22 protein-coding genes are annotated in these 25,269 nt (G+C 38.3%); 17 read left to right on the top strand and 5 right to left on the bottom strand.

Annotated elements, in window-relative coordinates; all coding sequences use genetic code 11:
• Positions 1 to 45 precede the first annotated feature (45 nt).
• The 5 genes from ACFE6N_RS13630 to ACFE6N_RS13610 all read left to right on the top strand — a co-directional run bounded on the left by ACFE6N_RS13630 (position 46) and on the right by ACFE6N_RS13610 (position 4,873).
• On the top strand, positions 46 to 282 hold the full coding sequence (locus tag ACFE6N_RS13630; RefSeq protein ID WP_378937301.1) for a type II toxin-antitoxin system Phd/YefM family antitoxin: 237 nt from the start codon (positions 46 to 48) through the stop codon (positions 280 to 282).
• Positions 279 to 677, top strand: coding sequence for a type II toxin-antitoxin system VapC family toxin (locus ACFE6N_RS13625; protein ID WP_378937299.1), 399 nt, complete (start codon positions 279 to 281; stop codon positions 675 to 677). The genes ACFE6N_RS13630 and ACFE6N_RS13625 overlap by 4 nt, the downstream gene beginning before the upstream one ends.
• 141 nt (positions 678 to 818) lie before the next feature.
• Entirely contained in the window at positions 819 to 2,348 is a 1,530-nt protein-coding gene (gene guaA / locus ACFE6N_RS13620; protein WP_145860314.1) for a glutamine-hydrolyzing GMP synthase, read from the top strand.
• Between the two features lie 119 nt (positions 2,349 to 2,467).
• Positions 2,468 to 3,679, top strand: a complete 1,212-nt coding sequence (locus ACFE6N_RS13615; protein WP_378937294.1) for an ABC transporter substrate-binding protein — start codon at positions 2,468 to 2,470, stop codon at positions 3,677 to 3,679.
• Between the two features lie 27 nt (positions 3,680 to 3,706).
• Positions 3,707 to 4,873 (top strand): RsmB/NOP family class I SAM-dependent RNA methyltransferase, encoded by a 1,167-nt coding sequence (locus tag ACFE6N_RS13610; RefSeq protein WP_378937292.1) that lies wholly within the window; start codon positions 3,707 to 3,709, stop codon positions 4,871 to 4,873.
• A 477-nt stretch (positions 4,874 to 5,350) separates the two neighbouring features.
• Here ACFE6N_RS13610 and ACFE6N_RS13605 read toward each other — a convergent pair whose 3' ends face one another.
• The 4 genes from ACFE6N_RS13605 to ACFE6N_RS13590 form a co-directional block, all read right to left on the bottom strand.
• Positions 5,351 to 5,917, bottom strand: a complete 567-nt coding sequence (locus ACFE6N_RS13605) for a MarC family protein (RefSeq protein WP_029274105.1) — start codon at positions 5,915 to 5,917, stop codon at positions 5,351 to 5,353.
• Positions 5,918 to 5,996: 79 nt separating this feature from the next.
• On the bottom strand, positions 5,997 to 7,328 hold the full coding sequence (locus ACFE6N_RS13600) for a porin (RefSeq protein ID WP_378937290.1): 1,332 nt from the start codon (positions 7,326 to 7,328) through the stop codon (positions 5,997 to 5,999).
• A gap of 98 nt (positions 7,329 to 7,426) precedes the next feature.
• On the bottom strand, positions 7,427 to 8,884 hold the full coding sequence (locus ACFE6N_RS13595; protein ID WP_090986039.1) for an amino acid permease: 1,458 nt from the start codon (positions 8,882 to 8,884) through the stop codon (positions 7,427 to 7,429).
• 130 nt (positions 8,885 to 9,014) lie between these two features.
• On the bottom strand, positions 9,015 to 11,261 hold the full coding sequence (locus ACFE6N_RS13590; RefSeq protein ID WP_378937288.1) for a sodium-translocating pyrophosphatase: 2,247 nt from the start codon (positions 11,259 to 11,261) through the stop codon (positions 9,015 to 9,017).
• 315 nt (positions 11,262 to 11,576) lie between these two features.
• Here ACFE6N_RS13590 and ACFE6N_RS13585 point away from each other — a divergent pair, with 315 nt between their 5' ends.
• The 12 genes from ACFE6N_RS13585 to ACFE6N_RS13530 all read left to right on the top strand — a co-directional run bounded on the left by ACFE6N_RS13585 (position 11,577) and on the right by ACFE6N_RS13530 (position 24,681).
• Entirely contained in the window at positions 11,577 to 13,019 is a 1,443-nt protein-coding gene (locus tag ACFE6N_RS13585) for an APC family permease (RefSeq protein ID WP_378937285.1), read from the top strand.
• Positions 13,020 to 13,806: 787 nt separating this feature from the next.
• A complete protein-coding gene (locus ACFE6N_RS13580; RefSeq protein WP_378937283.1) occupies positions 13,807 to 14,376 on the top strand; it encodes a hypothetical protein in 570 nt (189 codons plus the stop codon).
• A gap of 5 nt (positions 14,377 to 14,381) precedes the next feature.
• Positions 14,382 to 15,098 carry a hypothetical protein gene (locus ACFE6N_RS13575; RefSeq protein ID WP_378937281.1) on the top strand — a complete coding sequence of 239 codons (717 nt, stop codon included), beginning with the start codon at positions 14,382 to 14,384 and terminating at the stop codon, positions 15,096 to 15,098.
• Positions 15,099 to 15,132: 34 nt separating this feature from the next.
• Positions 15,133 to 16,947: a type VI secretion system Vgr family protein gene (locus ACFE6N_RS13570; protein WP_378937279.1), complete on the top strand. Its 1,815-nt coding sequence runs from the start codon at positions 15,133 to 15,135 to the stop codon at positions 16,945 to 16,947.
• A 1-nt stretch (position 16,948) separates the two neighbouring features.
• Positions 16,949 to 17,875, top strand: a complete 927-nt coding sequence (locus tag ACFE6N_RS13565) for a hypothetical protein (protein WP_378937277.1) — start codon at positions 16,949 to 16,951, stop codon at positions 17,873 to 17,875.
• Entirely contained in the window at positions 17,872 to 18,966 is a 1,095-nt protein-coding gene (locus ACFE6N_RS13560) for a hypothetical protein (RefSeq protein WP_378937275.1), read from the top strand. Before ACFE6N_RS13565 ends, ACFE6N_RS13560 begins: the two co-directional genes overlap by 4 nt.
• 5 nt (positions 18,967 to 18,971) lie before the next feature.
• Positions 18,972 to 19,550, top strand: coding sequence for a hypothetical protein (locus ACFE6N_RS13555; protein WP_378937273.1), 579 nt, complete (start codon positions 18,972 to 18,974; stop codon positions 19,548 to 19,550).
• A gap of 102 nt (positions 19,551 to 19,652) precedes the next feature.
• Positions 19,653 to 19,919 carry a hypothetical protein gene (locus ACFE6N_RS13550; RefSeq protein WP_378937271.1) on the top strand — a complete coding sequence of 89 codons (267 nt, stop codon included), beginning with the start codon at positions 19,653 to 19,655 and terminating at the stop codon, positions 19,917 to 19,919.
• Positions 19,920 to 20,245: 326 nt separating this feature from the next.
• Positions 20,246 to 21,193, top strand: coding sequence for a TIGR01212 family radical SAM protein (locus ACFE6N_RS13545; protein ID WP_378937269.1), 948 nt, complete (start codon positions 20,246 to 20,248; stop codon positions 21,191 to 21,193).
• Between the two features lie 347 nt (positions 21,194 to 21,540).
• A complete protein-coding gene (locus tag ACFE6N_RS13540) occupies positions 21,541 to 22,947 on the top strand; it encodes an ammonium transporter (RefSeq protein ID WP_090986021.1) in 1,407 nt (468 codons plus the stop codon).
• Positions 22,948 to 22,983: 36 nt separating this feature from the next.
• Positions 22,984 to 24,009, top strand: coding sequence for a porin (locus tag ACFE6N_RS13535; protein WP_090986019.1), 1,026 nt, complete (start codon positions 22,984 to 22,986; stop codon positions 24,007 to 24,009).
• Between the two features lie 93 nt (positions 24,010 to 24,102).
• Positions 24,103 to 24,681 carry a hypothetical protein gene (locus tag ACFE6N_RS13530; protein ID WP_378937266.1) on the top strand — a complete coding sequence of 193 codons (579 nt, stop codon included), beginning with the start codon at positions 24,103 to 24,105 and terminating at the stop codon, positions 24,679 to 24,681.
• Positions 24,682 to 24,687: 6 nt separating this feature from the next.
• On the opposite strand, the gene ACFE6N_RS13525 is transcribed toward ACFE6N_RS13530, so the two are convergent.
• Positions 24,688 to 25,155: an SRPBCC family protein gene (locus ACFE6N_RS13525; protein ID WP_244950748.1), complete on the bottom strand. Its 468-nt coding sequence runs from the start codon at positions 25,153 to 25,155 to the stop codon at positions 24,688 to 24,690.
• Between the last annotated feature and the right edge of the window lie 114 nt (positions 25,156 to 25,269).

The following is a 25,269-nucleotide window of genomic DNA, read 5'->3' as shown; positions in this document are numbered from 1 at the left end:
GACAACTTGACAAGTATTGTTTATATTTGATAGCAAAAAATAGTTATGAAAACAATGTCTGTTGGGCAATTTAAAGCTCACTTTTCTGAAGTACTTGAAGATGTTAAGGCAGGTATTGGTATTGCCGTAACTTATGGTAGAAAGAAAGAAGTTATTGGTTATTTTCTTCCGGAATCTGGCAAAAATAAAGGTAAAAGAAAATTAGGCCCTTTAGAAGGAAAAGCTCAGGTGATTTTCAATGACGATTTTGCCATGACAGATGAAGAACTTTTAGGGTTATGATTTATTTGTTAGATACTCATGTGTTTTTATGGGCAATAATTGATACAAAAAGACTTTCAAACGAAGCAATATCTATTATTGAAAATAATGAAAATACAATTCTTGTAAGCGCCATCAGCCTTTGGGAAATATCTTTAAAATATGCACTTGGTAAACTTAATCTTATAGGTTTAGAGCCTAATGAATTGTTGAGCCAAGCAAAAGATTTGGGCTTTGACTTAATGCCGGTTTCACCAGAGTTGGCAGCAAATCATTATAAATTAAATGCCATCTGGCATAAAGATCCATTTGACAGGATGTTAATATGGCAGGCCATTCAGAATGATATTACTTTAATCAGCAAAGATGAAAATATGAATAAATACCAATCAGCAGGTTTAAAGATTATCTGGTAATTTTCTACTTGGTTTTTGTTCTGTTAATTTTTTTAAAAAGATTAATTAACGCCAAACACTATGCGCTAAGCGCCAAACTTTTTCCTTCAAAAATCTCTAATCTCCCCTCTCAAATCTCGTATCTAATTGGTACCTTTGCGGATGCAAGAAAAAATCATTATCGTCGATTTTGGTTCGCAATTTACACAACTCATCGCCCGCAGGGTTCGCGAACTAAATATTTACTGTGAAATATATCCATATAACAATCTTCCTGAGGTTACGCCTGATGTAAAAGGTGTTATCTTTTCGGGTAGCCCTTACTCTGTTCGCCAGGAAGATGCACCTCAGATTGATTTATCAAAGTACCATTTAAAATATCCTTTACTGGCTGTTTGTTACGGCGCACAATATATTGCCCAACATTCAGGAGGTAGCGTTCAGCCTTCATCAACGCGCGAATATGGCCGGGCTAACCTGAATTTTGTAAATCAGGAAAACAAATTATTTAAAGGGATCAATATCGGTTCGCAGGTTTGGATGAGCCATGGTGATACCATTACCGATATTCCTGAAAACTTTGAGCTGATTGCGAGTACCGATAGCGTAAGGGTTGCCGCCTACCACATTAAAGATTCCGATACTTATGCCATCCAGTTTCACCCTGAAGTAACGCATAGTATTGATGGAAAAATACTTTTAGAAAACTTCCTGGTTGATATCTGCGGATGTAGCCAGGATTGGACTTCGGCTGCTTTTGTTGAAACGACTATTGCAGATATTAAAGCCACTGTAGGTGATGATAAAGTTGTTCTGGCACTTTCAGGAGGTGTGGATAGCAGTGTTGCTGCGGTACTTTTGCACAAAGCTATTGGTACAAACCTTCACTGTATCTTTGTTGATAACGGCTTATTGCGAAAAAACGAATACGAAAGTGTTCTGGAACAGTATAAAGATTTTGGCTTAAATATTAAAGGCGTTGATGCGAAAGACAAATTTTTAGGTCAGTTGGCCGGCGTAGAAGATCCTGAAACTAAGCGTAAAATCATTGGCCGTGTATTTATCGAAGTTTTCGATGAAGAATCTCATCTGATCCAGGATGTAAAATGGCTTGCTCAGGGAACTATCTATCCGGATATTATCGAATCAGTATCGGTAAAGGGTCCATCAGCTACCATTAAATCACACCATAATGTTGGTGGTTTGCCAGATTTTATGAAGCTTAAAGTGGTAGAGCCACTTAAAACGCTGTTTAAAGATGAAGTGAGAAGAGTAGGCACGGCATTAGGTTTAGAATCGTTTATTTTAGGTCGGCACCCGTTTCCGGGACCAGGTTTAGGTATCCGTATTATTGGAGAGGTTACTCCTGAGAAAGTGGCCATTTTACAGGATGCTGATAAAATTTATATTGATAATCTGAAAGAAGCGGGTTTGTACGATAAAGTGTGGCAGGCTGGCGCTATATTTCTACCTGTAAGATCAGTAGGGGTAATGGGCGACGAGCGTACCTACGAAAATGTAATTGCTTTACGGGCTGTAGAATCGCTTGATGGCATGACTGCAGATTGGTGTCACCTGCCTTACCCGGTATTGGCTAAAATATCAAACGAAATTATTAATAAAGTTAAGGGAATCAATAGGGTAGTGTACGATATCAGCTCTAAACCACCGGCAACCATTGAATGGGAATAGTCCAGTTTGGAGTTGTTAGTTTTTAGTTTGGAGTTTTTATTCCAAACAATATAAATAATAGGCTTATGCTAGCAAGGTGGAATAAACTTTGCTAGCATATTTTGTTAAAAAAGATAGGTATGAATTTGAAGAAAGTTTATGGGTTGCTGGTTTTGTTTACGATAGTCTTGGGTGCTTGCTCGCCTAAAATAAGGACTCCTAAGCCTGAAACCAGTAAACCGGTCGAAAAAGAAAAACCTACAGATAAAAAACCTATCAAGAAGTTTTCGCAGGCAAGCGTTTCTCTGCTGGTTCCATTTAAGCTCGACCAGCTTAATTTAAAAACTGCTACAAAGGCTGAGATCGAAAAATATGCGATGCCTATCGATTTCTATCAGGGCTTTAAACTGGGATTGGATTCTGTCGCAGCACAGGGTTTAAACTTTAAACTAAATGTCTTTGATACAGAAGATGATAATGCGCATATATCACTTTTATATAAGAATGAACGCTTTAAACAAAGCAACTTAATTATTGGCCCTGTTTTTCCGGAAGGATTAAAATTTATCTCTGCTTATTCCAAAGAAAATAATGCAATTATTGTATCTCCATTAGCGGCATCAGAACCTACTGAATTCAATAATCCCAATTTGGTATCCATTGTAAACAATATTGGATTACATGGAAAAAAGATAGCCACTTTTATTGCTAAAAATTACAATCCTGCTAATACGATAGTGGTGTTTATCAACACAAAAAAAACAGAAGACGAGGCTTTCGCAGCACCGATAAGAAGTTATCTTCAAGCCAATAGCAAATTTGTTATACAGGAATATGCATCAGCCTATGCTTTTGAAACAAGGATGATCAAAGGTAAACAATATGCCGTAGTGCTGACTTCTTCCGACCGCGCTTTTGTATTACCAACTGTAGAAAAACTATACAAACTAAAACATCTCCGGACCGGAGGATATAATATCTCGCTTTTTGGTCACCCTAACTGGGTAAAACAGAATTATCCGGCTGATAAATTACAGGATTTGAACACCATTATCAGCTCATCTTATAAAATCGACTATAAAAACGGCAATGTAATTACCTTTATCAAAAAGTATCGCTATAAATATGGTTTTGAGCCTGGGGAATATGCTTTTAAAGGTTTCGATGTTGGTTATTATTTTGGCAGGTTACTGGCAACCCATGGTGAAGATTATCGGGATTATATCGTGAAAGATAAATACAAAGGCTTGCATAATAACTTTTCATTTATTCGTGATGAAAAATCAGGCTACATTAATACCAGTTTAATGTTATTGAAGTATAAAAACTTTGCCTTAAGCCCGGTTGAGTAATCAATAATTTTTCTTTTTAATTATCGCATGAGAGCAGATCACCAGTTAAGGGCCTTTGAACAAATTTTGAGCAGTTATGATGGAAATTTACCTTTACATCGCTTTCTGCCTGTTTATTTTAAACAGCACAAGCAGATGGGTTCGTCAGACAGGAGGTGGGCAACAAGATATATCTACAGTTTTTTTAGACTCGGTAAGGCTTTACCGTCATTACCTGCTGAAGAACGGTTAAGTATTGCAGATTTTTTATGTCACGATACGTTAAGCCTGTTGGTAGAAAAGAACCTGCCCGATTTAAAGGAAAGTATGAATTTGCCATTGGAAGAAAAATTAGCACTGATTAAAGCTAAATATGCAGGCTTTGATGTCGAACAGATTTATCCTTTTCATACGGCACTTTCTACTGGCATTAATAAAAATAAATTTTTTGCATCGTTTTTTAAACAACCTGATCTGTTTATCAGGGTAAAGGCTGAAGATTCAGCAACAGTGATTTCCAAACTGGAAGCTGAAAATATAGCTGTTAAAGTAATTACGGATACTGCCCTGGCTTTGCCCAATGGAACCAAGCTTGAAACCATTTTAAAGGAAGGGACTTATCAGGTTCAGGATTTATCATCACAACACACAGGTTTATATTTTAAGCCTAATAAATGGGATAAATGGTGGGATTGTTGTGCAGCTTCTGGCGGAAAAACGCTATTGCTGCACAGTTTGGAACCGGTAATTGAACTTTTGGTTTCAGATTTGCGGGAGAGCGTGCTCTTAAATCTGGATGAACGTTTCCGCTCGGCAGGAATTAAAAAATACCATAAAAAAGAGCTTGATCTTTTAAAGAACAATGATCAGGTTTTACACCATTACCAGTTTGATGGAATTATTTTGGATGCGCCTTGTACAGGTTCAGGAACATGGGGAAGAACACCTGAGATGCTCACTTTTTTCGAAGAACGTAAGATTGATCAGTTCGCATCGATACAAAAGGGGATTGCCCAAAACGTAGTAAAATACCTTAAACCAGGAAAACCTTTAATTTACATTACCTGTTCGGCGTTTGCAGCCGAAAATGAGGCTGTTGTACAGCATATGATTGATACATTGCCGTTGGAACTGGAAGAAATGGAATTGATAAAAGGCTTTGAAAATAACGCTGATACGATGTTTGTAGCCAGGTTGATTAAGCAAAATGAATAACAGGGCTTTGGATTGTAAGATTGGGATGCTTATCGTTCTCTCCATCCTTTCGAGCGGAGTGCAACGCATTCGAGAACCACGAAGCGCTCAGCTAAGCTAAATCTATCTCGGGTTAGATCTCTCCGTTTCGCTGTGCTTCAGTCGAGAGGACGATAATTTAAGTGTGCTCAAACCAGGATGCAAAATTCCTTTTGACGTACTTCACCGCTTCGATTAAAACGGCTATTGCTCCGATAATTAGGGTATATTCTTCAAAGCTGTTCATTGTGTAAGCTTTATGTTTAGATGAATATACGGAATTATTGTTACAGATTGGTGCGGGAATTGTCATTTAATAGAGTAATCGTCATTTCAACCGTAGTGCCTGCCCGTACAGGCGGGGAGAAATCTTTAAACTTACAATTAAAAGATTTCTCCATTTCGCTACCAATGAAGAATTGGCAGGCTTCAGTCGAAATGACGATCTAACCGGACCTGCTAAAGCCCCGTATTATTCCTGAATAATTTAATGGCAATGGCCAGCAAAATCACCCCAAAGGCTTTACGTAAAATATTCAGACCAGATTTACCGAAAAGTTTTTCCAGTCTGTTGGTATTTTTCAATACAAAGTAAACAAACAACATATTGAGTATAATGCCTACTAAAATATTCTGGGTATGGTATTCTGTTTTTAGCGAAAGTAAAGTGGTCATCGTTCCTGCCCCGGCAATCAAAGGAAAAGCCAATGGTACTATGGAAACTGTTTCAGGTGCTTCTTCCTTAAAAATAGTTAAACCCAACACCATTTCCATGGCGATGAAGAAGATAACGAAAGAGCCGGCAATAGCAAAAGATTCAACATCCAAACCGATTACTTTTAAGAGCGATTCGCCAACAAACAAAAATAGGATCATTAAACCTGTTGCTACCAGCGAAGCCTTTTCTGATTCGATATGACCAGCCTTTCTACGGAGTTCGATCACCACCGGTATCGCACCTAAGATATCAATAATCGCAAACAACACCATCGTTGTTGATAGGATCTGGCTTAAGTTGAATGTCATAAAATCAGATTTCATAGCAGCGCAATTTTAAGCAAAGGTATTGGAATTTGTATCAATTCCTCAAAGGTAAGGTGATTTATTAGAAATAGAATTGCGTACGCAGGGTAAGCACGTTATCTTTTCTATCAGCAGTGTAGCCCGAAAGCTGGGTGGATTCATTTCTGACGATATCGTAATACAATACTGCTTTAAAGTGTGGGTTAAAATGATGTAAAAAGCCAAAACCAAAAGTGTCAAAACGAACGTCAGCAGGCGATAGTCCTTTATCGGCCGAAATGTCCATGCCTTTAACTTTAGCATTTGGGTCATACCAGTCGTATTTTAGAATGAGCTGGTTATCTGTACTATTTAAAGTTTGTACAAACGTGAGGTAAGCACCATTAAAAGTTCTGGTGTAATAAGGCAAGGCTACCGATTTATTATCAACAGGATAGGTACCTGGTGTGGCCGAGGTAGTGGAAGTGCCGGTTTGTAAGCCCGAAATTACTTCTGCCCTAAGTTCTGATTTCCAGCTTTTGGTTTTTGTGGCCAACTGGATATCTGCACCATAATATCTTCTGGGTGCTACTTTATTAACTGTTGAAGCAATAGAATCCTTTTCCATTCTCCATTGATCGTTGATCCTGTTCATTTTATAGCTAACAGGTAAACGATGGTTTAAGCCGCCTTGCAATGTACTGATGCCACCTGCAATGGTAAACTGATTAAATGCATAAGTTTTATGGCTTAACCTGAAGATGAAATCTTTGCTATTGTCAAACTCACCCGGACCAGCCAGGCCCTGACCATTATAAATACCGAAATCAAACACCAGATTTTTAAGTGTTGCATCTTTCCATCGTGGATTTAGCGTAAACGTAACACCCAGGTCACGTTCCGTTTTCATTAAAATCTGCGACATCCGTCCGCGCTCCGGTGCTTCCCTGACAGATGAAGACAGCTGCAGCTCGTTCCCGAAGGGGCGGCCTGAGAGGCCAAGCGTTACCGCTAATATTTTCCATTTGTTTTCGTAATAACGGCCCCAGAAATCGCGGATGGCTACACCCTGCTCGGTACCATCAAACTGGAGTACAAAATAGGTAGATGGGCTACCATCTTCTGTCAACATCATGTAATCAGCCCGTAATCGGCCCCTTCTCAATCTGAACCTGTTATTGGTGAATTCGCCAAAATTCCCTCCCTGGTATTCTGCCTGGGCCCCATTTGATTGCGCAACCTGAAATTGTGGCTGCAAATATCCACTAAATGATAGTGAGCCGTATTTCTTTGATATGATGAGTAAATGATTTACTGTTGTAGAATCCATTACGTCATTAATCGTCCGTTGGGCACGCACCAATGTTGAAATGAATAATAAAACAGCAGTTAAAAAGAAATAAGTGATTTTAAGTTTAGCAGGATGGCGGTACATTTTGTTAATTTTTTTGCAAAGGTAACTTTATTAACAATTATTTAACACAAAAAAGCCCCGACTTTTGATCGGGGCTTTAATTAAAAAAGATAGTTTTTTTATAATTCTGGTTTTGGAGGATCAACTGGTTTAACCGTATTACCGCTGTTTCTAAGAACCGAGTTCTTTTTACCATATAAGAAATAAATCGCTATACCTAATCCCATCCAGATTGCTAACCTGATCCACGCTTCTAACGGAAGTGATGACATTAAATAAACGCAAACAATGATGCCCATAATTGGCACGAAAGGCACTAATGGCGTTTTGAAAGGACGTGGCCGGTCAGGATCTGTTTTGCGTAATAACATTACACCAATACAAACTAAAGAGAATGCAAACAAGGTGCCGATAGAAACCATGTGGCCTAAATCGGTAACCGGAACAAAACCTGCAAAGATGCTTACAAAAAGCATAAAGAAGATATTGGTTTTGAAAGGTGTTCTGAATTTAGAGTGGATAGTGCTGAAGAATTTTGGTAATAACCCGTCTTTGGACATGGTATAGAATACCCTTGACTGGCCCATTAACATCACTAATATTACTGAAGTATAACCTGCTAAAATGGCAATGATTAGACCCATTTGCAACCAGCTGTAACCGGTTACTTTAAAAGCTGTAGCAGCAGGAGAGGCATCACCTTTAAAAACGGTGTAAGGTACTAATCCTGTCATTACGTGCGCAAACAATACATATAATATGGTACAAACCACAAGTGATCCTAATATACCAATTGGCATGCCTTTTTGAGGATTTTTAGCTTCCTGCGCAGCTGTAGAAACGGCGTCAAAACCGATAAATGCGAAGAACACCAACGCTGCACCGGCTGCTATACCTGAGATACCAAACTCTCCTTTAACACCTGTGTTTTCAGGAATATAAGGCGTGTGGTTAGCAGGGTTGATGAATTTCCATCCCAGTGCAATGAAAATGATCACTACTGCTACTTTCACAATTACTAAAATGTTATTAAGACTCGCTGATTCTTTGGTACCGCGGATTAACATTAAAGAGAGTAAGGAAACAATTACTACAGCAGGAAGGTTGATTCCTCCTCCATCTACCTCTGCAAATGATTTAGTTAGGTAGAGGGGCATTTCGAGTCCGAACTCGTGCAATAATTTATTAAAGTATCCAGACCATGAAACGCCGACGGTTGCAGCACCTAAAGCATATTCGAGAACCAAATCCCAGCCGATAACCCATGCCATAAATTCGCCCATGGTAGCATAAGAATAGGTATATGCACTTCCTGCTACCGGAATCATTGATGCAAATTCGGCATAACATAATCCGGCAAAAGCACAGCCAACTGCCGCTAATACAAATGATAGAGTTACAGCAGGTCCGGCATGATCGGCAGCAGCAATACCCGTTAACGAAAATAAACCTGCGCCAATAATAGCCCCAATGCCCAACGCGACAAGGCTTGTACTGCTCAGTGTCCGTTTCAACGTGCCTTCACCGCTTTCAGCAGATTCTGCTATAAGCACATCAATAGGCTTTTTTAGATTCATAAGTTGTTTAGTCTTTTATGTTTGTTGATTTTTATGATAATAAGCAGTAAACCTAAATAAAAATTACCAAAAACAAAAAGGGATTCTGTTAAAATCCCTTTTATGAGTCTTTATATCTATGATTTTACAACTAACGGCTTAATGTATCGGTTGTATTTATCAAAGTGTCTGTTTTTATGTTTCCCAAAGCATCGGTTTTTTGTTCAATCCTGATTTCTTTCCGAACTTCCTGTTTGTGTTCGCCTTCAATTGCCTTAACTGCGATGTAAGGAGCGATAACCAGTGAAACAATAGACATTAATTTAATCAGAATATTCATTGAAGGGCCGGAAGTATCTTTAAAAGGGTCACCAACCGTATCTCCTGTTACCGATGCTTTGTGCGGTTCTGATTTTTTGTAGTGCATTTCGCCATTAATCATCACCCCCTGTTCGAAAGATTTTTTGGCATTATCCCAGGCGCCACCGGCATTACTCTGGAAAATGCCCATTAATACGCCCGTAACGGTAACGCCGGCCAATAAACCGCCTAAAACTTCAGGTCCAAAGGTAAAGCCTACAATCACCGGGGTAATCAAAGCAATAGCCCCAGGCATCATCATCTCGCGGATAGAGGCTTTGGTAGAAATGGCCACACATTTTTCATATTCAGGTTTGGCTTTGTATTCCATAATGCCAGGTATTTCACGAAACTGGCGGCGTACTTCCTGCACCATATCCATTGCGGCTTTACCAACTGCCTGGATACACAAAGCAGAAAAAATGAAAGGAATCATTCCCCCAACAAATAAACCTGCCAGCACAGGTGCTTTATAAATATCGATCGCAGTTATGCCGGCAATACCAACAAAGGCAGCGAATAAAGCTAATGAGGTAAGTGCAGCCGAAGCAATGGCAAAACCTTTACCTGTTGCTGCGGTGGTATTACCTACAGCATCTAAATTATCAGTACGTTCGCGTACCTCAGGAGGTAATTGACTCATTTCTGCTATACCGCCTGCATTATCCGCAATTGGCCCGAAAGCATCAATAGCCAATTGCATAGCTGTAGTGGCCATCATTCCGGCTGCAGCAATTGCAACGCCATATAAACCTGCAAAATGATACGAAGCCATAATTCCTCCGGCCAGCACCAGAATAGGAATTACAGTAGATTTCATTCCAACAGATAAACCTGCAATAATATTGGTAGCATGTCCCGTAGACGATTGTTGAATAATCGAGTTTACAGGCCCTTTGCCCATCGCCGTAAAATATTCGGTCACAACACTCATAATCGTTCCGACTACTAAGCCTACTATAATGGCATAAAAAACATTGATGCTTGAGAATTCGTATCCACGCAGATTAAGCGTTTCAGGCAACATCCATTTCACGATAAAGAATGAAGCTATAGCAGTGATGACAATCGATGACCAGTTACCCAGATTCAATGCATGCTGAACATTTGATTTTTCATCCTTAATAGTGACGAACCAGGTTCCAATGATTGAAAATATAATGCCCAGCCCACAAATCACCATCGGTAACAGAATAGGAGACATCCCACCAAAATTATCGGTTACATTAATTTCCTGGCCCAAAACCATGGTAGCTAAAATGGTGGCTACGTATGAGCCGAATAAATCTGCCCCCATACCGGCAACATCACCGACGTTATCGCCCACGTTATCGGCAATGGTAGCGGGGTTGCGCACATCATCTTCAGGGATACCAGCCTCCACCTTACCTACTAAATCGGCACCAACATCGGCAGCTTTGGTATAGATACCACCGCCGACACGTGCAAACAGCGCAATGGATTCGGCGCCTAAAGAAAATCCTGTTAAAACCTCTATCGCAGTTTTCATTTCGGTACTGTTAACCGAAACCACATTAAAATGCTTAAGAAATGCAATGAATAAGCCGCCTAAGCCTAAAACTGCCAAGCCGGCAACGCCCAATCCCATTACTGTACCTCCGGTAAATGAGACTTTCAGGGCTTTTTTTAAACTCGTCCGGGCCGCCTGTGTGGTTCTTACATTGGCTTTGGTAGCCGATTTCATACCGATATAACCTGCTGTGGCAGAAAATACTGCTCCAATAATAAAAGAGATAGAGATAATCCAGCTCGAATGCATCGGGATGCCTTTAATCTCGGTAATTGTTCCCGAATAAGCCAGGAGCGCGGCCGTAAAAACAGCAAAAATACTCAATACCTTCCATTCAGCTTTTAAAAATGCCATGGCACCATCGGCTATGTGGCCCGCAAGTTCCTGCATGTTCTTGTCACCCGCATCCTGCCTGTTTACCCAGGCACTTTTAATCATCATAACTATAATGCCAACAAGGCCTAGCGCCGGAATACAGTAAATTAAATTGTTTTGTAAAAAGTTCATAGTTAATAACTGGTTTTTATATTTGGTTAGTGTTTACTTATTGATCAACTGTTTGAATCTGTTAAATGTTTAAGCTGTTTTATTTAGAATAGGCACCCGCTCTAAAATCCACACATGGCTAATCCGTTAATTTCTTCAGACTTAGAACTAAATACTTCTGGCTTATTTATAGCAAGTTAATAAAATATTCTTCTAGTGATTAAAATTTTCATGGCCCGCGTAAATAAAATTTTGTTCAATTAAAATAATACAGGCGAAGCGCGCCTAATTTCTTTTTTTTAAATAAATTAGCCACCGACTAAACCAAACTAAAAGATGAAAATGGAAAAAGAAGGTGGATCCGCTAAAAGAAAGTTAAGCCTTTTTGATGCCACAATGCTGGTAATGGGCTCGATGATTGGTAGCGGTATCTTTATTGTAAGTGCTGATATCATGAGAAATTTGGGCTCTGGTTATTGGTTAATTGTGGTATGGATCATAACAGGAATAATGACAGTTGCAGCCGCAATTTCTTATGGAGAGCTTTCTTCTATGTTTCCTAAAGCAGGCGGACAATACACTTACCTGAAAGAGATTTTTGGTAAAATGATGGGGTTCCTTTATGGTTGGGGTCTTTTTACCGTAATCCAAACGGGTACAATTGCCGCAGTGGCGGTAGCTTTTGGTAAATTTACAGCCTACCTGATTCCCGCTTTAAACGATGCTGATCCGATTTTCCAAGCCGGGAGTTATAAAATTACCTGGATCCAGATCTTGGCCATCGGTGTGATCCTGCTGTTAACTTATATCAATACAAAAGGTGTTGAGGGTGGCAAGATACTGCAGAATATTTTCACAGGTTCGAAAATTGTTGCTTTAATCGGCCTGATTATTTTAGGTTTTCTTTTGGTGAAAAATAGTTTTTGGTCTGGAAATATGAGCTTTGGATGGAATGCTTTCAATAACCTGGAAACAGATCCAGGCGGTAATTTCCTGAAATCGGGATGGGAATCCATTTCAGGAATGACCATAATAGGTGGCATTGCAGCAGCGATGGTAGGCTCGGTATTTTCGAGTGTGGCCTGGGAGAACGTAACTTTTGTTTCCGGAGAAATCGAAAACCCTAAAAAAAATGTGGTTCGTTCAATGGTTTTGGGAACATCTGCGGTAATGATTCTTTATATACTGGTTAATTTTATTTACCTCAATACCTTAAACAGAGATAGTATTGCTTTCGCCCTTAATGATCGGGTTGCGGTTGCCGCTTCAGAGCAGATTTTTGGTAGTGGTGCAGGTACAATAATTATTGCGTTGCTGGTGATGATTTCTACTTTCGGTTGTGTTAACGGAATCGTATTGGCGGGAGCACGGGTGTTTCAGACCATGGCACAAGACGGTATGTTTTTTAAGGCAGCACTTAAAAACAATAAAAATGGTGTTCCAGAAAGGTCGTTATGGATGCAAGGCATTTGGGCGGCAGTTTTATGCTTAAGCGGCCAGTACGGCAATCTATTAGATATGATTTCTTTTGTTATCGTGCTTTTTTACATGATCACCGTTTTCGGTGTCATTTACTTAAGGATAAAAAAACCTGGAATCGAAAGACCTTACAAAACCTGGTTATATCCAGTCACGCCAATTATTTACCTCTTAATCGGCGCAGCATTTTGCATCCTGCTTTTAATTTACAAACAACAATATACCTGGCCAGGACTTATAATTGTTTTGCTGGGAGTTCCTGTTTATTTTCTGATCAATAAAAAAGAACAAGAGGATTAGTGTCCCGCTTGAGAATCCTTTAGCTCTCGAACTCATTTTAAAGGTAGCTACAGCGTTTTAATTGTCTTTTAGCTACTATAGGACAGCGTCTTAATCGCCGATAAATTCTGAAACAAACTGGCATTCACAGCATCCCTTTAAAAAAGTCGTCATTATAAGGAGGAACGACGAAGCAATCCATCCACGCTTTGATCCTTATTATAAAGATTGCTTTCCTGAAAATCGGAAAAGGCTATCGCATGAACAAGCCTTCTTGCAATAACGATGCTTTTGAATGGTTTATTTCCATTAATGCTAGCCTAAGCATAAACTGTATCATCTTGTATACTTATACTGGCAAAACTGCATATTAGCATTGGGTGTTGGTAAAAAAAAATAAGCAATCATATTAACCTGTATGATTAGTTTAAAACCATCTTCAGTATATATAAACATTTATTTTTCTCTTTTTAGATTTTCCTTAGTGATTGTTAATGAGTCTTATGACTTTCAATTGGCCTGATATTTGGTTGATGAGATTGTAGCCCGGCGCTGCACTAATCAAATTTTAACCTTTAAATTTTAAAACTATGGCTTTCAAAGCTGGCTTAAATTTTTCAGGCAAAAGGTACCAGGTACTTCAGTATGCCTACATATTACAACTTAATATAGATTTCCCCTCGTGCTGCGCTTCTAACTGCCCCAGGAAAAGGAATATATAACTTTAATCAATCAGGCTCAAGGATTACGAAAATTTTGTATTCCTGTCTTCAATATTTACATTATTTCTTCAACATAAATTAGTTAAATGAAAATGATGCGCTTACCTGTTCGCCTTTATGCATTTCTTGTTTTAACTGCTGCAATAGTTTGGTGTTTTTCAGGCTGTAGTGGAGGTGATCAAAAGCCAGATCAACAAAAAGGCAATAAGTTGGCAAAGAAAACCAGCTCTACCGATAATTTTCTTTCTTACACAGATGCTTTAACCAAATTGCCTTTAAGCAAATTTGACAGTCTGGGAATCGTTCCAACTAACAAAGCATTTGCCGATAAATTACCCATCAGCATTTACAAAGGTGAAGCGATTGGGCATGATAGCATCATCGTCCATCCCTATAAAAATAGTGATGTGGCTAACATTAAAGCAGCGATTAGATTATTGGTAGCTCAGTCGATTACAGATTCCTTAACCATAGGAGATTTTACCAGGTACTTTGGGGATATCAAAAAAGAAAAACCGTTGATCGGCAATACCGAAACGCCGCTACCTGTTGAAATTACTGTTGATGCCAATACAGCCCTAAAATTAACGTTTAATAGTAATAAAAAGTTAGCGCTTGCCCATGTCACCATGGTTGAGGTTTTAAAATATAAATAATAGCAATGAATACGCTCGTAAAAATTAAGGAATATGATGCGCATGGCGGACCATCAAATGTTAAAATGGGAGATGATGGCCATGCACAAACCTCTACAACTACGGGTAGGTTTGTGATTAAAAGTATAGAAAAACATGTGAGTTATGGAAAATATGCCGAATGGTCAGGAATAGCGTGGGGTACCGAAGTTAAAATAAATGGAGATGTTGTGATGGTGAAACATATGGGTACCTGGAAAAAGTTAACTGATGTAAACGCAGCATGGGGTAAATATAAAAACGATCAGAAAGGCGTAAAAAATTTTATTCTCAAATACCAGCGTGATCTTTACCCCAAATCACCTATTCCAACAAAATGGTTTTTCAATGATTTTGGGCATGTTTCGGTCAAATATTTTAAAGACCTGAACAATGACCGTAAAATGAATGGTAAGGAACATATTATGGGCGATTTTATCCACACTACGCCGCCTGATGAAGCGGCAACCGCTGCGGGTTTGCCCTTTCTATTGTCAGAATCACATGGTTGCATCCATGTTCGGCCTAAGGATATTGATACCATGATCGGCAATGGTTATTTAAAAAAAGGCAATACGATTGAAGTGCACCCCTATACGAAAAAGGTTATAGATGCATCTTTTAAGAGAAATGCCTTCGGTACAAAATTCGAGGTGCATTTCTACCCCGGACTTTATAAAATTGCAGTTTACAGAGTAATGTAGCCGAAAATGCTACAGAATAGTAATAAAATACATCATGGAAAATAAACTTATCGTAGAAATTAGTATAGAAGATGCAGCAATTGCTCATTTCGCTTCTTTTAATCTGCTACAGGCTTTTAACCAGCACCACTATTTTGAACTTCATTTTAACCACGATCAATTAGGTGCACCTGGTTTGATTAGTTTAGATGATAGTCGCGATTTTGTGGGCAAAACCTTGACGGCTTCCTTTGGCTATTCCCCAGAAAACCTCCAGCATTTTGCCGGACTGGTTACCAAAGTAGAACTCTCGCAAAGTCATGGTTACCACGGCGTGCTTATTGTAAGTGGCTATAGTCCCACCATATTAATAGATCGCGGACCCGATTTAGGCTCATATTTAGATAAGGACTTAGATACCATTGTTAAGCTGGCTACGAATGATACACCAGCTAATGACCTTTCAATAGTAAGTAATGCATCCAGAAAAGCAGCGATCGATTATCTTATACAATACCGCGAAAGCGATTTCGAGTTTCTGAACCGTTTATCAGGCGAATATCATGAGTGGTTTTACTATGATGGGAAGCAGCTTAACTTCGGTAAACCCGATAAGCAAAAAGAAATATCGCTTTTTTACGGACGCGATGTGTTTAACCTGCAGTACGCCATGGAGGTTTCGCCCATCAAGCACAAACGCTTTGCTTATAATCCTAAACAGGATGAAATGTTGCACAGTGAAAGTACAGGTAAAGCAGACGGAAATCCAGATCTGGCACATGCCATCAAGGCATCAAATACGATGTATAGCAAAACGTTTAATCAGCCATCTTTAATCAGGGTTGATAACAGCAACGATATCAAAAGCCATGTAGAAAACGAAGAAAAAGCGCAAATCAGTGAACTGTTAAAAATTAATGCCAGCGGCGATAATGCTCATCTTAGTATTGGTAGTATTGCCGAAATTACCATGAGCATCCGGAAAGAACTTGCTTTTGCTACTGAAAGTCTGGGAAAATTTTTGATTACCAACATTAACCACCAGATAGATGGAACTGGTAAGTATAGTAATACTTTCGAAGGTTTGGTGGCTACCACCGAGCGTATCATGGTTAAGAATTACCAAAAACCACAATCCGATATGCAGCTGGCCGATGTGATTGATAATGACGATCCGCAAGGTCAGGGCAGAGTGAAGGTTAAATTTAAATGGGAATGCCAAACAAACGACCCGACCGAGTGGTTAAGGGTAGTGAGCCCTAATGCAGGTAGCGGCGATACCGGAAAAAACAGAGGGTTCCACGTTATTCCTGAAAAAGGCGACCAGGTAGTGATCGCTTTTGAAGAAGGAAATATAGCCAGGCCGGTGGTGATGGGCAGTGTATACCACGGTAAAAGTGGCGATAGCAGCGGCTTTAAAAACAGCAATACCAAAGGGCTGACTTCAAGAAAGGGGAGCAGTTTAAGTTTTGATGATCTTAACCATGCTTTAAACCTGGGTACCAATGCGGCAAATTTTGTTAAAATAGAAAACGGGCCGGGATTTATCACAGAGCAGGCCGCTACCAAAATAACATTAAGTACGGGCGGCAAGGATGGAAGTAGTATTACGCTAAATAGTAATGGTACTATTGATATTATTGGAAAAGTAATCAATATTCAGGGTACGCAGGTAATTAACGCAAATGCGGGCGATAAGCCCGGCGATGCAGTAAATATTGGTAAAAATGCCACCACAGCTGTAACCATCGACACAAAAAATATAGATTCAAAAGCAAGTAACGGTATTACTGTAAATTCTCAAACCACTATTTCACAAACTTCAACTGGCGCACAAACTATTAAAGGTAAACCAGTAAAAATTAATTAATATGAGCAGATTTAAATTTTTTGATGATAACTCAACAGATCATTCTACAATACAAGATGAGTTAAACAGAAAAACTATAAATGATAACACGCTGACAAGATACCGTTCTGAACAACAAATTATCACTAAACACAGTGGCAATTTAGCCAGTCATGGTGTTCTTAAGCATGAGTATCTTTTGGGTATAGAGAAAATAGATGGAGGATTTAATGCTAGTATTACCATAACAGATGCATATGGATCATATGAGCCAGAATTGATGAAGGATCTTATTCAATTAGGTTTATTAATAGATTCGGTTAGACATGAACAGAAATTTAGACTTAGTGAGAATGGAAAAATGAAGGAATTGTTAAATAAGTCTGAAATGATAGGCAATTGGATGACTTTAAGAACCATGCAGTTAAAGGATAATAAACTTTTAAGAAATTTTGAAAAGGAAGAGCAAAAACAAATCTTAAAAGAAGTCAATAACTATTGTGATGTAGTTTTTTCAGATAATTATCCGATGCTGGAAGAATTATCGAAAAACTTATTCCATTTCACTGTTTTTGATAAATATTTATCTAAAAGTGATTTAATCGGAAAGAGTAATGAGACTACTCAATTTTATTCGAGTATGTTTAATCTTCCGCTTACTATGGAATTCGAATATCAAAATTTTCAGGAGAAAGATGATTCATATGTTTTTGAAAAGAATAGTAAGTTACTATATGTAGATTACAATACAATAATTGATATTTATCGAACACAGTATCAACCAGTACTACATTATGCGTACACAGATTATAACTACAGCATTTCTTCGAAAATAGAGGTTGATAAAGCAAGTAATTTTATCACTCAGGCCTATGTTACCATAGAAGAAGCAGTAAAAAATAATGTAGAAAGCACTATCATTTATAATTTAAAACAAGTAAAATTATGAGTAAGGGCTATTTAGATGAGGGTACCTGTGTAGTATGTAGTTTTATGACATCAAGTTCACCTAATACGGTAGTTACAATCGATGACAATTTAGACGTAATTCATGCAAAGCCAGGTAAAAGACTGTTGAGACATATTGATGTTAAAGTGAAAAATGATTTTGTATGTAAGAAACCTTTTTCAACAATGTTGGGCTTCGCAGGATTTTTAATCGGCTTTGGAGCAGGTTTTGCTGCATTAGGAGGTGCTGCTGCTATGGCGGCATTAATGGGGCCAGTAGGTTGGGCTGCCTTAGCAATAGCAATTATAGCCATAGCATTAATTGCAGCTTTTGCTAAGGCTAATAATATGTGTAATTCTTCGTTAAAAGGTAAAGAATGGGAGATGTATCATGGAGAGGTTACTTTTAAAGGAAAGTTTGCAATCCACCAGGGTTCTATATTAAATTGCAACCAAGGTGGACTTATTAGGGCTATCCCAGATCCTGCAATGGCAGCCGATGCTGCTAGTGAAATAGCATCTAATAGTGTAAAAAGTATAGGTTTAAAAACTTTATCGCAAGCTGTTTATGGCTTTGTTGCTGGCGCTTTCTCTGCAAAAACAGGTGGGCTAGGGGCTAACGCAGCTGGTGCATCTACTCTTAATTTTGGTGCCCTTACAAGCACATTGGCATTTAGCGGTATAGGATATTATGTAGGTGAGGTTACTAATACCCATGGTGGTGCAGGAGCTGGTACAGGAATGGCTATAACAGTTCAGCCATATGTTGATGAATTTGCGGATGGTGCGACGCTTTCCAATTTAGGGAGTAGGTTCAACGCTTGGTGGGCATTTAAACCAAGTTTAAAAGAAATGCCTTTGATAGCATTTTTTAAAGGAATCAGACCATCTAATGCTATAAATCGTGCTGTTTATTGGTATAGATTTAATCCTAATTTTGTGAAGGGATTAGGTATTGGCTTAGCAACATATGCTTCAGATGCGTTAATTGTTGATCCTTTAAATGAGAAGTTGGAATCAGCTTCATCTACCACAGCTAAAAACAAATCTATGAAAAGTGGTTCAGGTACAGATATAATATCATCGAAATAAACGAAATGAAAAAAGAAAGTCCACATGCATTTGGTTATGGTTTGTTTTTAGCCCCCTTCTTGGCTATTTCTCTTATAATAATATTCGCTCCGGATAGTCCCTCAGATGATGCTGTGCATAAATATATTAAGAACTCATCCGAAATAGTTATTCCTGTTAGTAAAGTAATAACCTCAAAAAGTACCGATTGGGCAGGATTATTGGTTAATGGAGATGAAACCTCATTTAACCATTCTGTACGTTATTATCTGAATTTTCGCAAAAATAGATATAAAGAGTATGCGGTTTTCTATTCTTCGGCTTTCAAAAAATATTTTGTGATGGAGAGTTATAATAAAAGTATACTAAATCTGATTGATTCTGATAGTAAAGAAGTAAGAGGTATGGTTAATAAAGAGGAATTAGAAGATCGTAAATATGGTAAGGCGAGTAATCCTGTTCCTATACTTTGGTTAACGGAATATCATCATTTATCAGATCCTGTCAATAAGCAGAAATACAAATACAATGTAACAGAATACCTCAGGTTTTACAAGGGGCGTAAAAATTATGATGAAGGTGCTTGTGCAGTTTGCCCATATTAACTTTTTCAAAATCAATTTAATGTGAAGTAACTAAGTATTTGTTCGTGATGATTTATCTGAATGATTTTTCTTGAAATGTTTTAGTTAAGATATATCTTATACATGAACAAACAATTTATAGGCTGGATAATTGGTGTTTTTATCTTATTTCCTTTACTCGTTCTTTTATACAATAAAATCACGGTACGTAACAATGATGGGGAAAGGTACTTCAAGGATTTTTTTGATGCAATAGCTACAATCAAGTTATCAATACCTAAAGACGATCCATATTATCTGTCAAAAGATTATATAGGATTTGCTCACTATAGACGAGGAGCTAGTGCTATTGGTTTTAAAGGTATGAGTGGTAATATTATTTCTGTGTGATTTAGAGATTCCCTTCTTAAAAAGTATTTTATCGTAAGTGTATATGATGTTAATGATCAATTATATTCTCCATTAGCATCTGTTATGTACGGAACTAAGATAATTGCATGGGTAAATAAAGATGACCTAAAAGATCCTAATTTATGATAAGTTGCATTTACACGCCGGTCTAAATACGAGTTGAAAATAAATATGATCTGTTAGACGATCACAACACAACCGCCTGCAAAGCTGTTGAGTTCCTAATTGTTCTCAAATCTCACATCTCATGTCTCAAATCTCAAAACTCACTCCACGTCTCAAACAAAAAGCGTATTTTTGTAACAATGGGAACACTAGTAGATTCAGGGATAAAGGGGTATAAAAATTACGGAACATACCTGCGCGAAAAGTATAAAGGACAGCGTGTATTTAAAGTAATTGTAGATGGTGGTTTTACCTGTCCGAATCGGGACGGAAGCAAAGGTTTCGGAGGCTGCACCTATTGTAATGTAGATTCATTTACACCAGAGCCTTCACGTCAAAACCCAAATATTAAAGATCAGCTGGCCGAAGGGATGTTAAGGGCTAAAACTTCTTATAAAGCTGATAAGTATATTGTTTATTTTCAGCCGAATACCAACACCTACGCGCCGGTACATTATCTAAAGATGATGTATGATGAAGCCTTATCCGTTAATACCAAAGATATTGTGGGGTTTGCAGTAGGTACCCGTCCTGATTGTATCGATGCCGAAAAAGTGGCACTGTTGGAAAGTTATACCGATCGTTTCGATGTAGACTTAGAAATGGGTATGGAATCGATCTATGACGAAACCCTGGATCAGATCAACAGGGGCTGCAGTCATGGTGAATTCTTGGCTGCGGTAGAACTTTTAAAAGACAGTAAACTCGATCTGTGCGTACATACCATTTTCGGTTTCCCATGGGAGACGAGAGAACAGATGTATGGTTATATTCACGAAATTAACCGTTTTCCCCAGATTAAGTTTGTAAAGTTCCACCATCTTCATGTTGTAGAAGGTTCTATAATGGGCGCTAAGTATAAGAAAGAACCCTTCAAATTGTTTTCGCTAGAAGAGTATACTGATTTACTTTGTGAGTTAATCCCCTTATTGCGCCCAGATATTGTGATTCAGCGCCTTTTTGGCATTTCAGATTGGGATTTATTAATTGCACCTAATTGGGGGCTCAATAAATCAGCAATTCAAACTTATATGGATAAAGAAATCGAAAAACGAGGAGTTGTTCAGGGTTCCGCTTATCGTTTGTGAAATTAAGATTCTTTAGATGTTTTTTTGCTAAAACCCATGAATTTTCATGGGTTTTTCTGTTTTAGTGCGATTTTTCAATTTGTTTTTAGTGTATTTTAGCTAAAATAATGTCGGATTAGGTTAATATTCGATTTTATTTTTATTAAAAACGTGTGTTAAAAATAGATGTATTTTTCGTTATTTTTATTTTAAACCTTTCTTTTTGTGTTGTTTTATAAAAATTTCTATTTTTTATTAAAAAAATTAAACTAAATGGTTTAAAAAATGCAATATGTTGTATTTTTATAAAAATAAATCAAGCATATTTAAAATATTTAAAACATCGCAAACAAATTAACCTAAAAACTATGAGTAAATTATCCTTTAAACAGTATGCGCCTTTTGCGATATTGATGATTGTCGCAATTTTCGCTCTATTTATCCCGCTTCTTCCAAATTTTGATGAAGGCAAGTATAGTGGACCAGACATTGCATTTATATTAATCGCAGCAGCGCTTGTGTTTTTAATGACTCCGGGCCTTGCATTTTTTTATGGCGGAATGGTTCATCGTAAAAATGTATTGTCTACCATGATTAAAAGTGTAGTGGCAGCAGGCGTTATTACCGTTTTATGGACGGTAGTAGGTTTTAGTTTAGCCTTCGGAGATACTATTGGCGGTTTTATCGGAAATCCATCCACGTTTTTGTTCTTTAAAGGTGTAAATTCTGGAGCACCACATCTTCAGGGGGGAGCAGACTTAACTATTCCGCTTTCTTTATTTGCTGTGTTTCAGTTAATGTTCGCCATCATTACACCAGGTTTGGTTGTTGGAGCAGTTGCGGAGCGTATACGCTTTACTTCTTATATTTTGTTTATTGTTTTATTTGCCATATTTGTTTATTCGCCATTAGCACACTGGACATGGCATCCTCAAGGTTTCTTGTTAAAGATGGGGGTATTGGATTTTGCAGGTGGTACGGTAGTGCACATATCTGCCGGTATGGCTGCTTTAGCAGGCGCATTGGTGCTTAAGCGTAGAAAATCGCATTTAGAACATAAAGAAGTTCCGCCAGCTAATATTCCTTACGTATTAATCGGTACTGGTTTATTATGGTTTGGTTGGTTCGGTTTTAATGCCGGTTCTGCATTAAGCGCAGGCAGTTTAGCTGTTTCTGCATTTTTAACCACTAATACCGCTGCAGGCGCTGCAGGTTTATCGTGGATGTTTTTTGATGTTGCAAGAGGCAAAAAACCATCTGTGTTGGGTTTTTGTATTGGAGCAGTTGTTGGCTTGGTAGCCATTACTCCAGGTGCAGGTTTTGTAAGTATTCCATCCAGTGTATTTATCGGTGTTATTGCCGCTGTTATCTCCAATCTTGTAGTTTCATGGAAACAAAAAACCAGCCTGGATGATACATTAGATGTTTTTCCTTGCCATGGTGTTGGTGGTATTGTAGGTATGCTGCTGACTGGTGTTTTTGCAACTAAAACCGTAAACGCTGCCGGCGCTGATGGATTGTTTTACGGAAACCCTGCTTTTTTTATCACCCAGTTAAAAGGTGCTGTAATTGTAATCGCTTTCAGTTTTATCGTGTCCTTTGTAATCTTTAAGCTGGTAAATCTTATTAATCCGATCAGGGTTTCTGAAGAAGAAGAAGAACTTGGTTTAGATGCTTCTCAACATGATGAGAAATACTCTCAAGGCACTTTACTGGTAGAAGAACGCGCCATCTATATCGAAAGAAACAGTCCAATAACAGAACCAATTTCTTAAAGATTTAATATATCTAAACTCAAATCAAGCTCAAACATGAAGAAATTTTTAACCGCTATTTTTGCAATGGCCAGCACTACGTGTGCCCTGGCTCAAGAGACCACATCATCTCCACTTGAAATTTCAGGATCGGTAGATACCTATTTCAAGTATGATTTTGCGAAAAATCCGCTAAACTCCAAAACCTCTTTTGTAACCGATCACAATTCCGTTTCCCTTGGAATGATCGATATTGCACTGAAGAAAAAAACAGGCAAAGCTTCATTTGTAGGTGAACTTTCATTTGGCCCTAGAGGACAATCGCAATCTATACCTGATGCTGCGGCTGGCGGTTCGTCCTTTAATATTCAGAATTTGTACGTTAACTACGATTTTACTGATGAATTTAGTATGACCGCTGGTTATATGGGTACATTCATCGGATATGAGGTAATCTCACCCGTTGGAAATTTCAACTACTCTACTTCCTATCTATTCACAAATGGTCCGTTCCAGAATGCTGGTATCAAAGCAACTTACAAATTCTCTGATAAGGCAAGTTTAATGGCAGGTTTATTTAACGATTGGAATGTATATTCTGCTACACGAGGTGTTTCGGCCATTGGTGGGCAGTTAATGGTTGCCCCGGTTGAAGGCTGGACAGCTTATATAAATGCTTTGTCTGGTGCTGGCTTTGGTGGTTACGGAACCATTGTCGACTTAACTACTGCTTACCAGATTACAGAGAAGTTTAAATTAGCTTTAAATGCAGCTAATTATGATATTAAGGATAATGCGGTACCGGGAAGTTATGCTGGTGCAGCACTTTACCCTCAGTATGCGGTATCAGACGCTGTAACTTTAGGTTTGAGGGGCGAATATTTTAAATTTAAAGCAGCAGGAGCAGTTCCGGAAACGGCCTTCACTGCAGTTACACTTACAGCCAATATCAAATCTGGCGGTTTAACTTTTATTCCTGAAGTTAGATTAGACCATAATAAAGATAAACCTTTCTTTAACAAAAGTGGAGCGGCTGCGCCAAATGGTGGTCAGTTTTCACTTGCAGCAGTTTACGCTTTCTAAATCATAAATTTGAAAAATATGGAGCCGTCCTGGTGCAAATCAGGATGGCTTTTTTTATCTTTAATATTTAGTTTTATCCTTTTATTTATTTCCATGAAATATATCATCTTTGGTCTTCTTACCATTTTTACAGTTAAATTATCGGCACAGCAAAAACAGTTTTCTAAAAACGATAACGGTAAATTCATCTATTACCAAGTGGTAGATTCGCAACTAATTGACAAAAATATATTGCTTCAGCGGGCCAGGTCTTTTGTTGATTTGGCATATAAAAAATCAATGAAACTGGAAAGCAGCACAGATTCTTCTGTTTTAGCCAAGGGAAATATGGTAATTGATAAAACTATTCTGGTTGCCGGTCACCCCAGCGGGGAGATCAGTTACAACTTCGTTTTTGAAGTGCGCCAGGGTAAATACCGGTTTTGGTTAACCGATATGCTGTTTATTCCTTATCAAAGAGATCGGTATGGTAATTTTGTGCCAGCGACAACAATCGGCGTACCGTTAGAGCGTACACCAGGTAAACTTGGTGCCGGTGCCTGGAAAGACATTTTAAACAGTACTTATAATAAAGTCGAAAAATTCGGTGATGAATTTAAAAAATACTTAGCTACCAATAGGATGGAAAAAACCAAAAATAAAGCGGAAACGATCTCAACCAAAAAGTGGTAATTAAAGCTAAAACCTGCCAAATAAGTCCTCTACCTTTTGATAACGGAACTTAAAAATTTCGTTGATTCTGTTTTTTACGATCATGGCATTTGCAATCACACCGATTGGTCCCCAGCCGATGCTGTAATGTAAAACATCGCGCATCAATACCCCGCCATCTATTTTTTCAAAATGATGCTGATGGTGCCAAAAAGCAAACGGACCAAAACGCTGTTCGTCTATAAAATATTCTTTGTCCTTAACATGTGTAATTTCGGTTACCCAACTCAATTTAATGCCGAACAAAGGAGAAACTTTATAGGTTATAATTAGCCCTGGATACATTTTAGTGCTGGCCATATTTGGCGAAGTGACGTCAAAGGCCATGTTCTGTGGAGTGATTTCAGCCAAATTCATTGGCGAAGAAAAAAAGTCCCATGCTGTATCCAGGTTGATAGGCAGTTTTTGTGTGAATTCTAGTCTGTACGTCTTCAATTTCTTTTATTTTAAAGCACAACAACAAAGTGTCGATTTTGTTGAGATCAACCGCAAATTTAGCAAAGTGAGTCGCAAAGATGAGCGTTTTGAACTCTTCTTGCCTTAGAAATA

The organism is Pedobacter sp. BG31 (assembly GCF_042464845.1).
Taxonomy (GTDB): domain Bacteria; phylum Bacteroidota; class Bacteroidia; order Sphingobacteriales; family Sphingobacteriaceae; genus Pedobacter; species Pedobacter suwonensis.
Note: the sequence above shows the minus strand (reverse complement) of the source record. Positions and strands in the feature narration are given on the sequence as shown.

Bases quoted from the DNA above. Each gene is read 5' to 3' on its own strand.
- ACFE6N_RS13630 (WP_378937301.1), top strand. From the start codon at position 46: ATGAAAACAATGTCTGTTGGGCAATTTAAAGCTCACTTTTCTGAAGTA.
- ACFE6N_RS13625 (WP_378937299.1), top strand. From the start codon at position 279: ATGATTTATTTGTTAGATACTCATGTGTTTTTATGGGCAATAATTGAT.
- guaA (WP_145860314.1), top strand. From the start codon at position 819: ATGCAAGAAAAAATCATTATCGTCGATTTTGGTTCGCAATTTACACAA.
- ACFE6N_RS13615 (WP_378937294.1), top strand. From the start codon at position 2,468: ATGAATTTGAAGAAAGTTTATGGGTTGCTGGTTTTGTTTACGATAGTC.
- ACFE6N_RS13610 (WP_378937292.1), top strand. From the start codon at position 3,707: ATGAGAGCAGATCACCAGTTAAGGGCCTTTGAACAAATTTTGAGCAGT.
- ACFE6N_RS13605 (WP_029274105.1), bottom strand. From the start codon at position 5,917: ATGACATTCAACTTAAGCCAGATCCTATCAACAACGATGGTGTTGTTT.
- ACFE6N_RS13600 (WP_378937290.1), bottom strand. From the start codon at position 7,328: ATGTACCGCCATCCTGCTAAACTTAAAATCACTTATTTCTTTTTAACT.
- ACFE6N_RS13595 (WP_090986039.1), bottom strand. From the start codon at position 8,884: ATGAATCTAAAAAAGCCTATTGATGTGCTTATAGCAGAATCTGCTGAA.
- ACFE6N_RS13590 (WP_378937288.1), bottom strand. From the start codon at position 11,261: ATGAACTTTTTACAAAACAATTTAATTTACTGTATTCCGGCGCTAGGC.
- ACFE6N_RS13585 (WP_378937285.1), top strand. From the start codon at position 11,577: ATGAAAATGGAAAAAGAAGGTGGATCCGCTAAAAGAAAGTTAAGCCTT.
- ACFE6N_RS13580 (WP_378937283.1), top strand. From the start codon at position 13,807: ATGAAAATGATGCGCTTACCTGTTCGCCTTTATGCATTTCTTGTTTTA.
- ACFE6N_RS13575 (WP_378937281.1), top strand. From the start codon at position 14,382: ATGAATACGCTCGTAAAAATTAAGGAATATGATGCGCATGGCGGACCA.
- ACFE6N_RS13570 (WP_378937279.1), top strand. From the start codon at position 15,133: ATGGAAAATAAACTTATCGTAGAAATTAGTATAGAAGATGCAGCAATT.
- ACFE6N_RS13565 (WP_378937277.1), top strand. From the start codon at position 16,949: ATGAGCAGATTTAAATTTTTTGATGATAACTCAACAGATCATTCTACA.
- ACFE6N_RS13560 (WP_378937275.1), top strand. From the start codon at position 17,872: ATGAGTAAGGGCTATTTAGATGAGGGTACCTGTGTAGTATGTAGTTTT.
- ACFE6N_RS13555 (WP_378937273.1), top strand. From the start codon at position 18,972: ATGAAAAAAGAAAGTCCACATGCATTTGGTTATGGTTTGTTTTTAGCC.
- ACFE6N_RS13550 (WP_378937271.1), top strand. From the start codon at position 19,653: ATGAACAAACAATTTATAGGCTGGATAATTGGTGTTTTTATCTTATTT.
- ACFE6N_RS13545 (WP_378937269.1), top strand. From the start codon at position 20,246: ATGGGAACACTAGTAGATTCAGGGATAAAGGGGTATAAAAATTACGGA.
- ACFE6N_RS13540 (WP_090986021.1), top strand. From the start codon at position 21,541: ATGAGTAAATTATCCTTTAAACAGTATGCGCCTTTTGCGATATTGATG.
- ACFE6N_RS13535 (WP_090986019.1), top strand. From the start codon at position 22,984: ATGAAGAAATTTTTAACCGCTATTTTTGCAATGGCCAGCACTACGTGT.
- ACFE6N_RS13530 (WP_378937266.1), top strand. From the start codon at position 24,103: ATGAAATATATCATCTTTGGTCTTCTTACCATTTTTACAGTTAAATTA.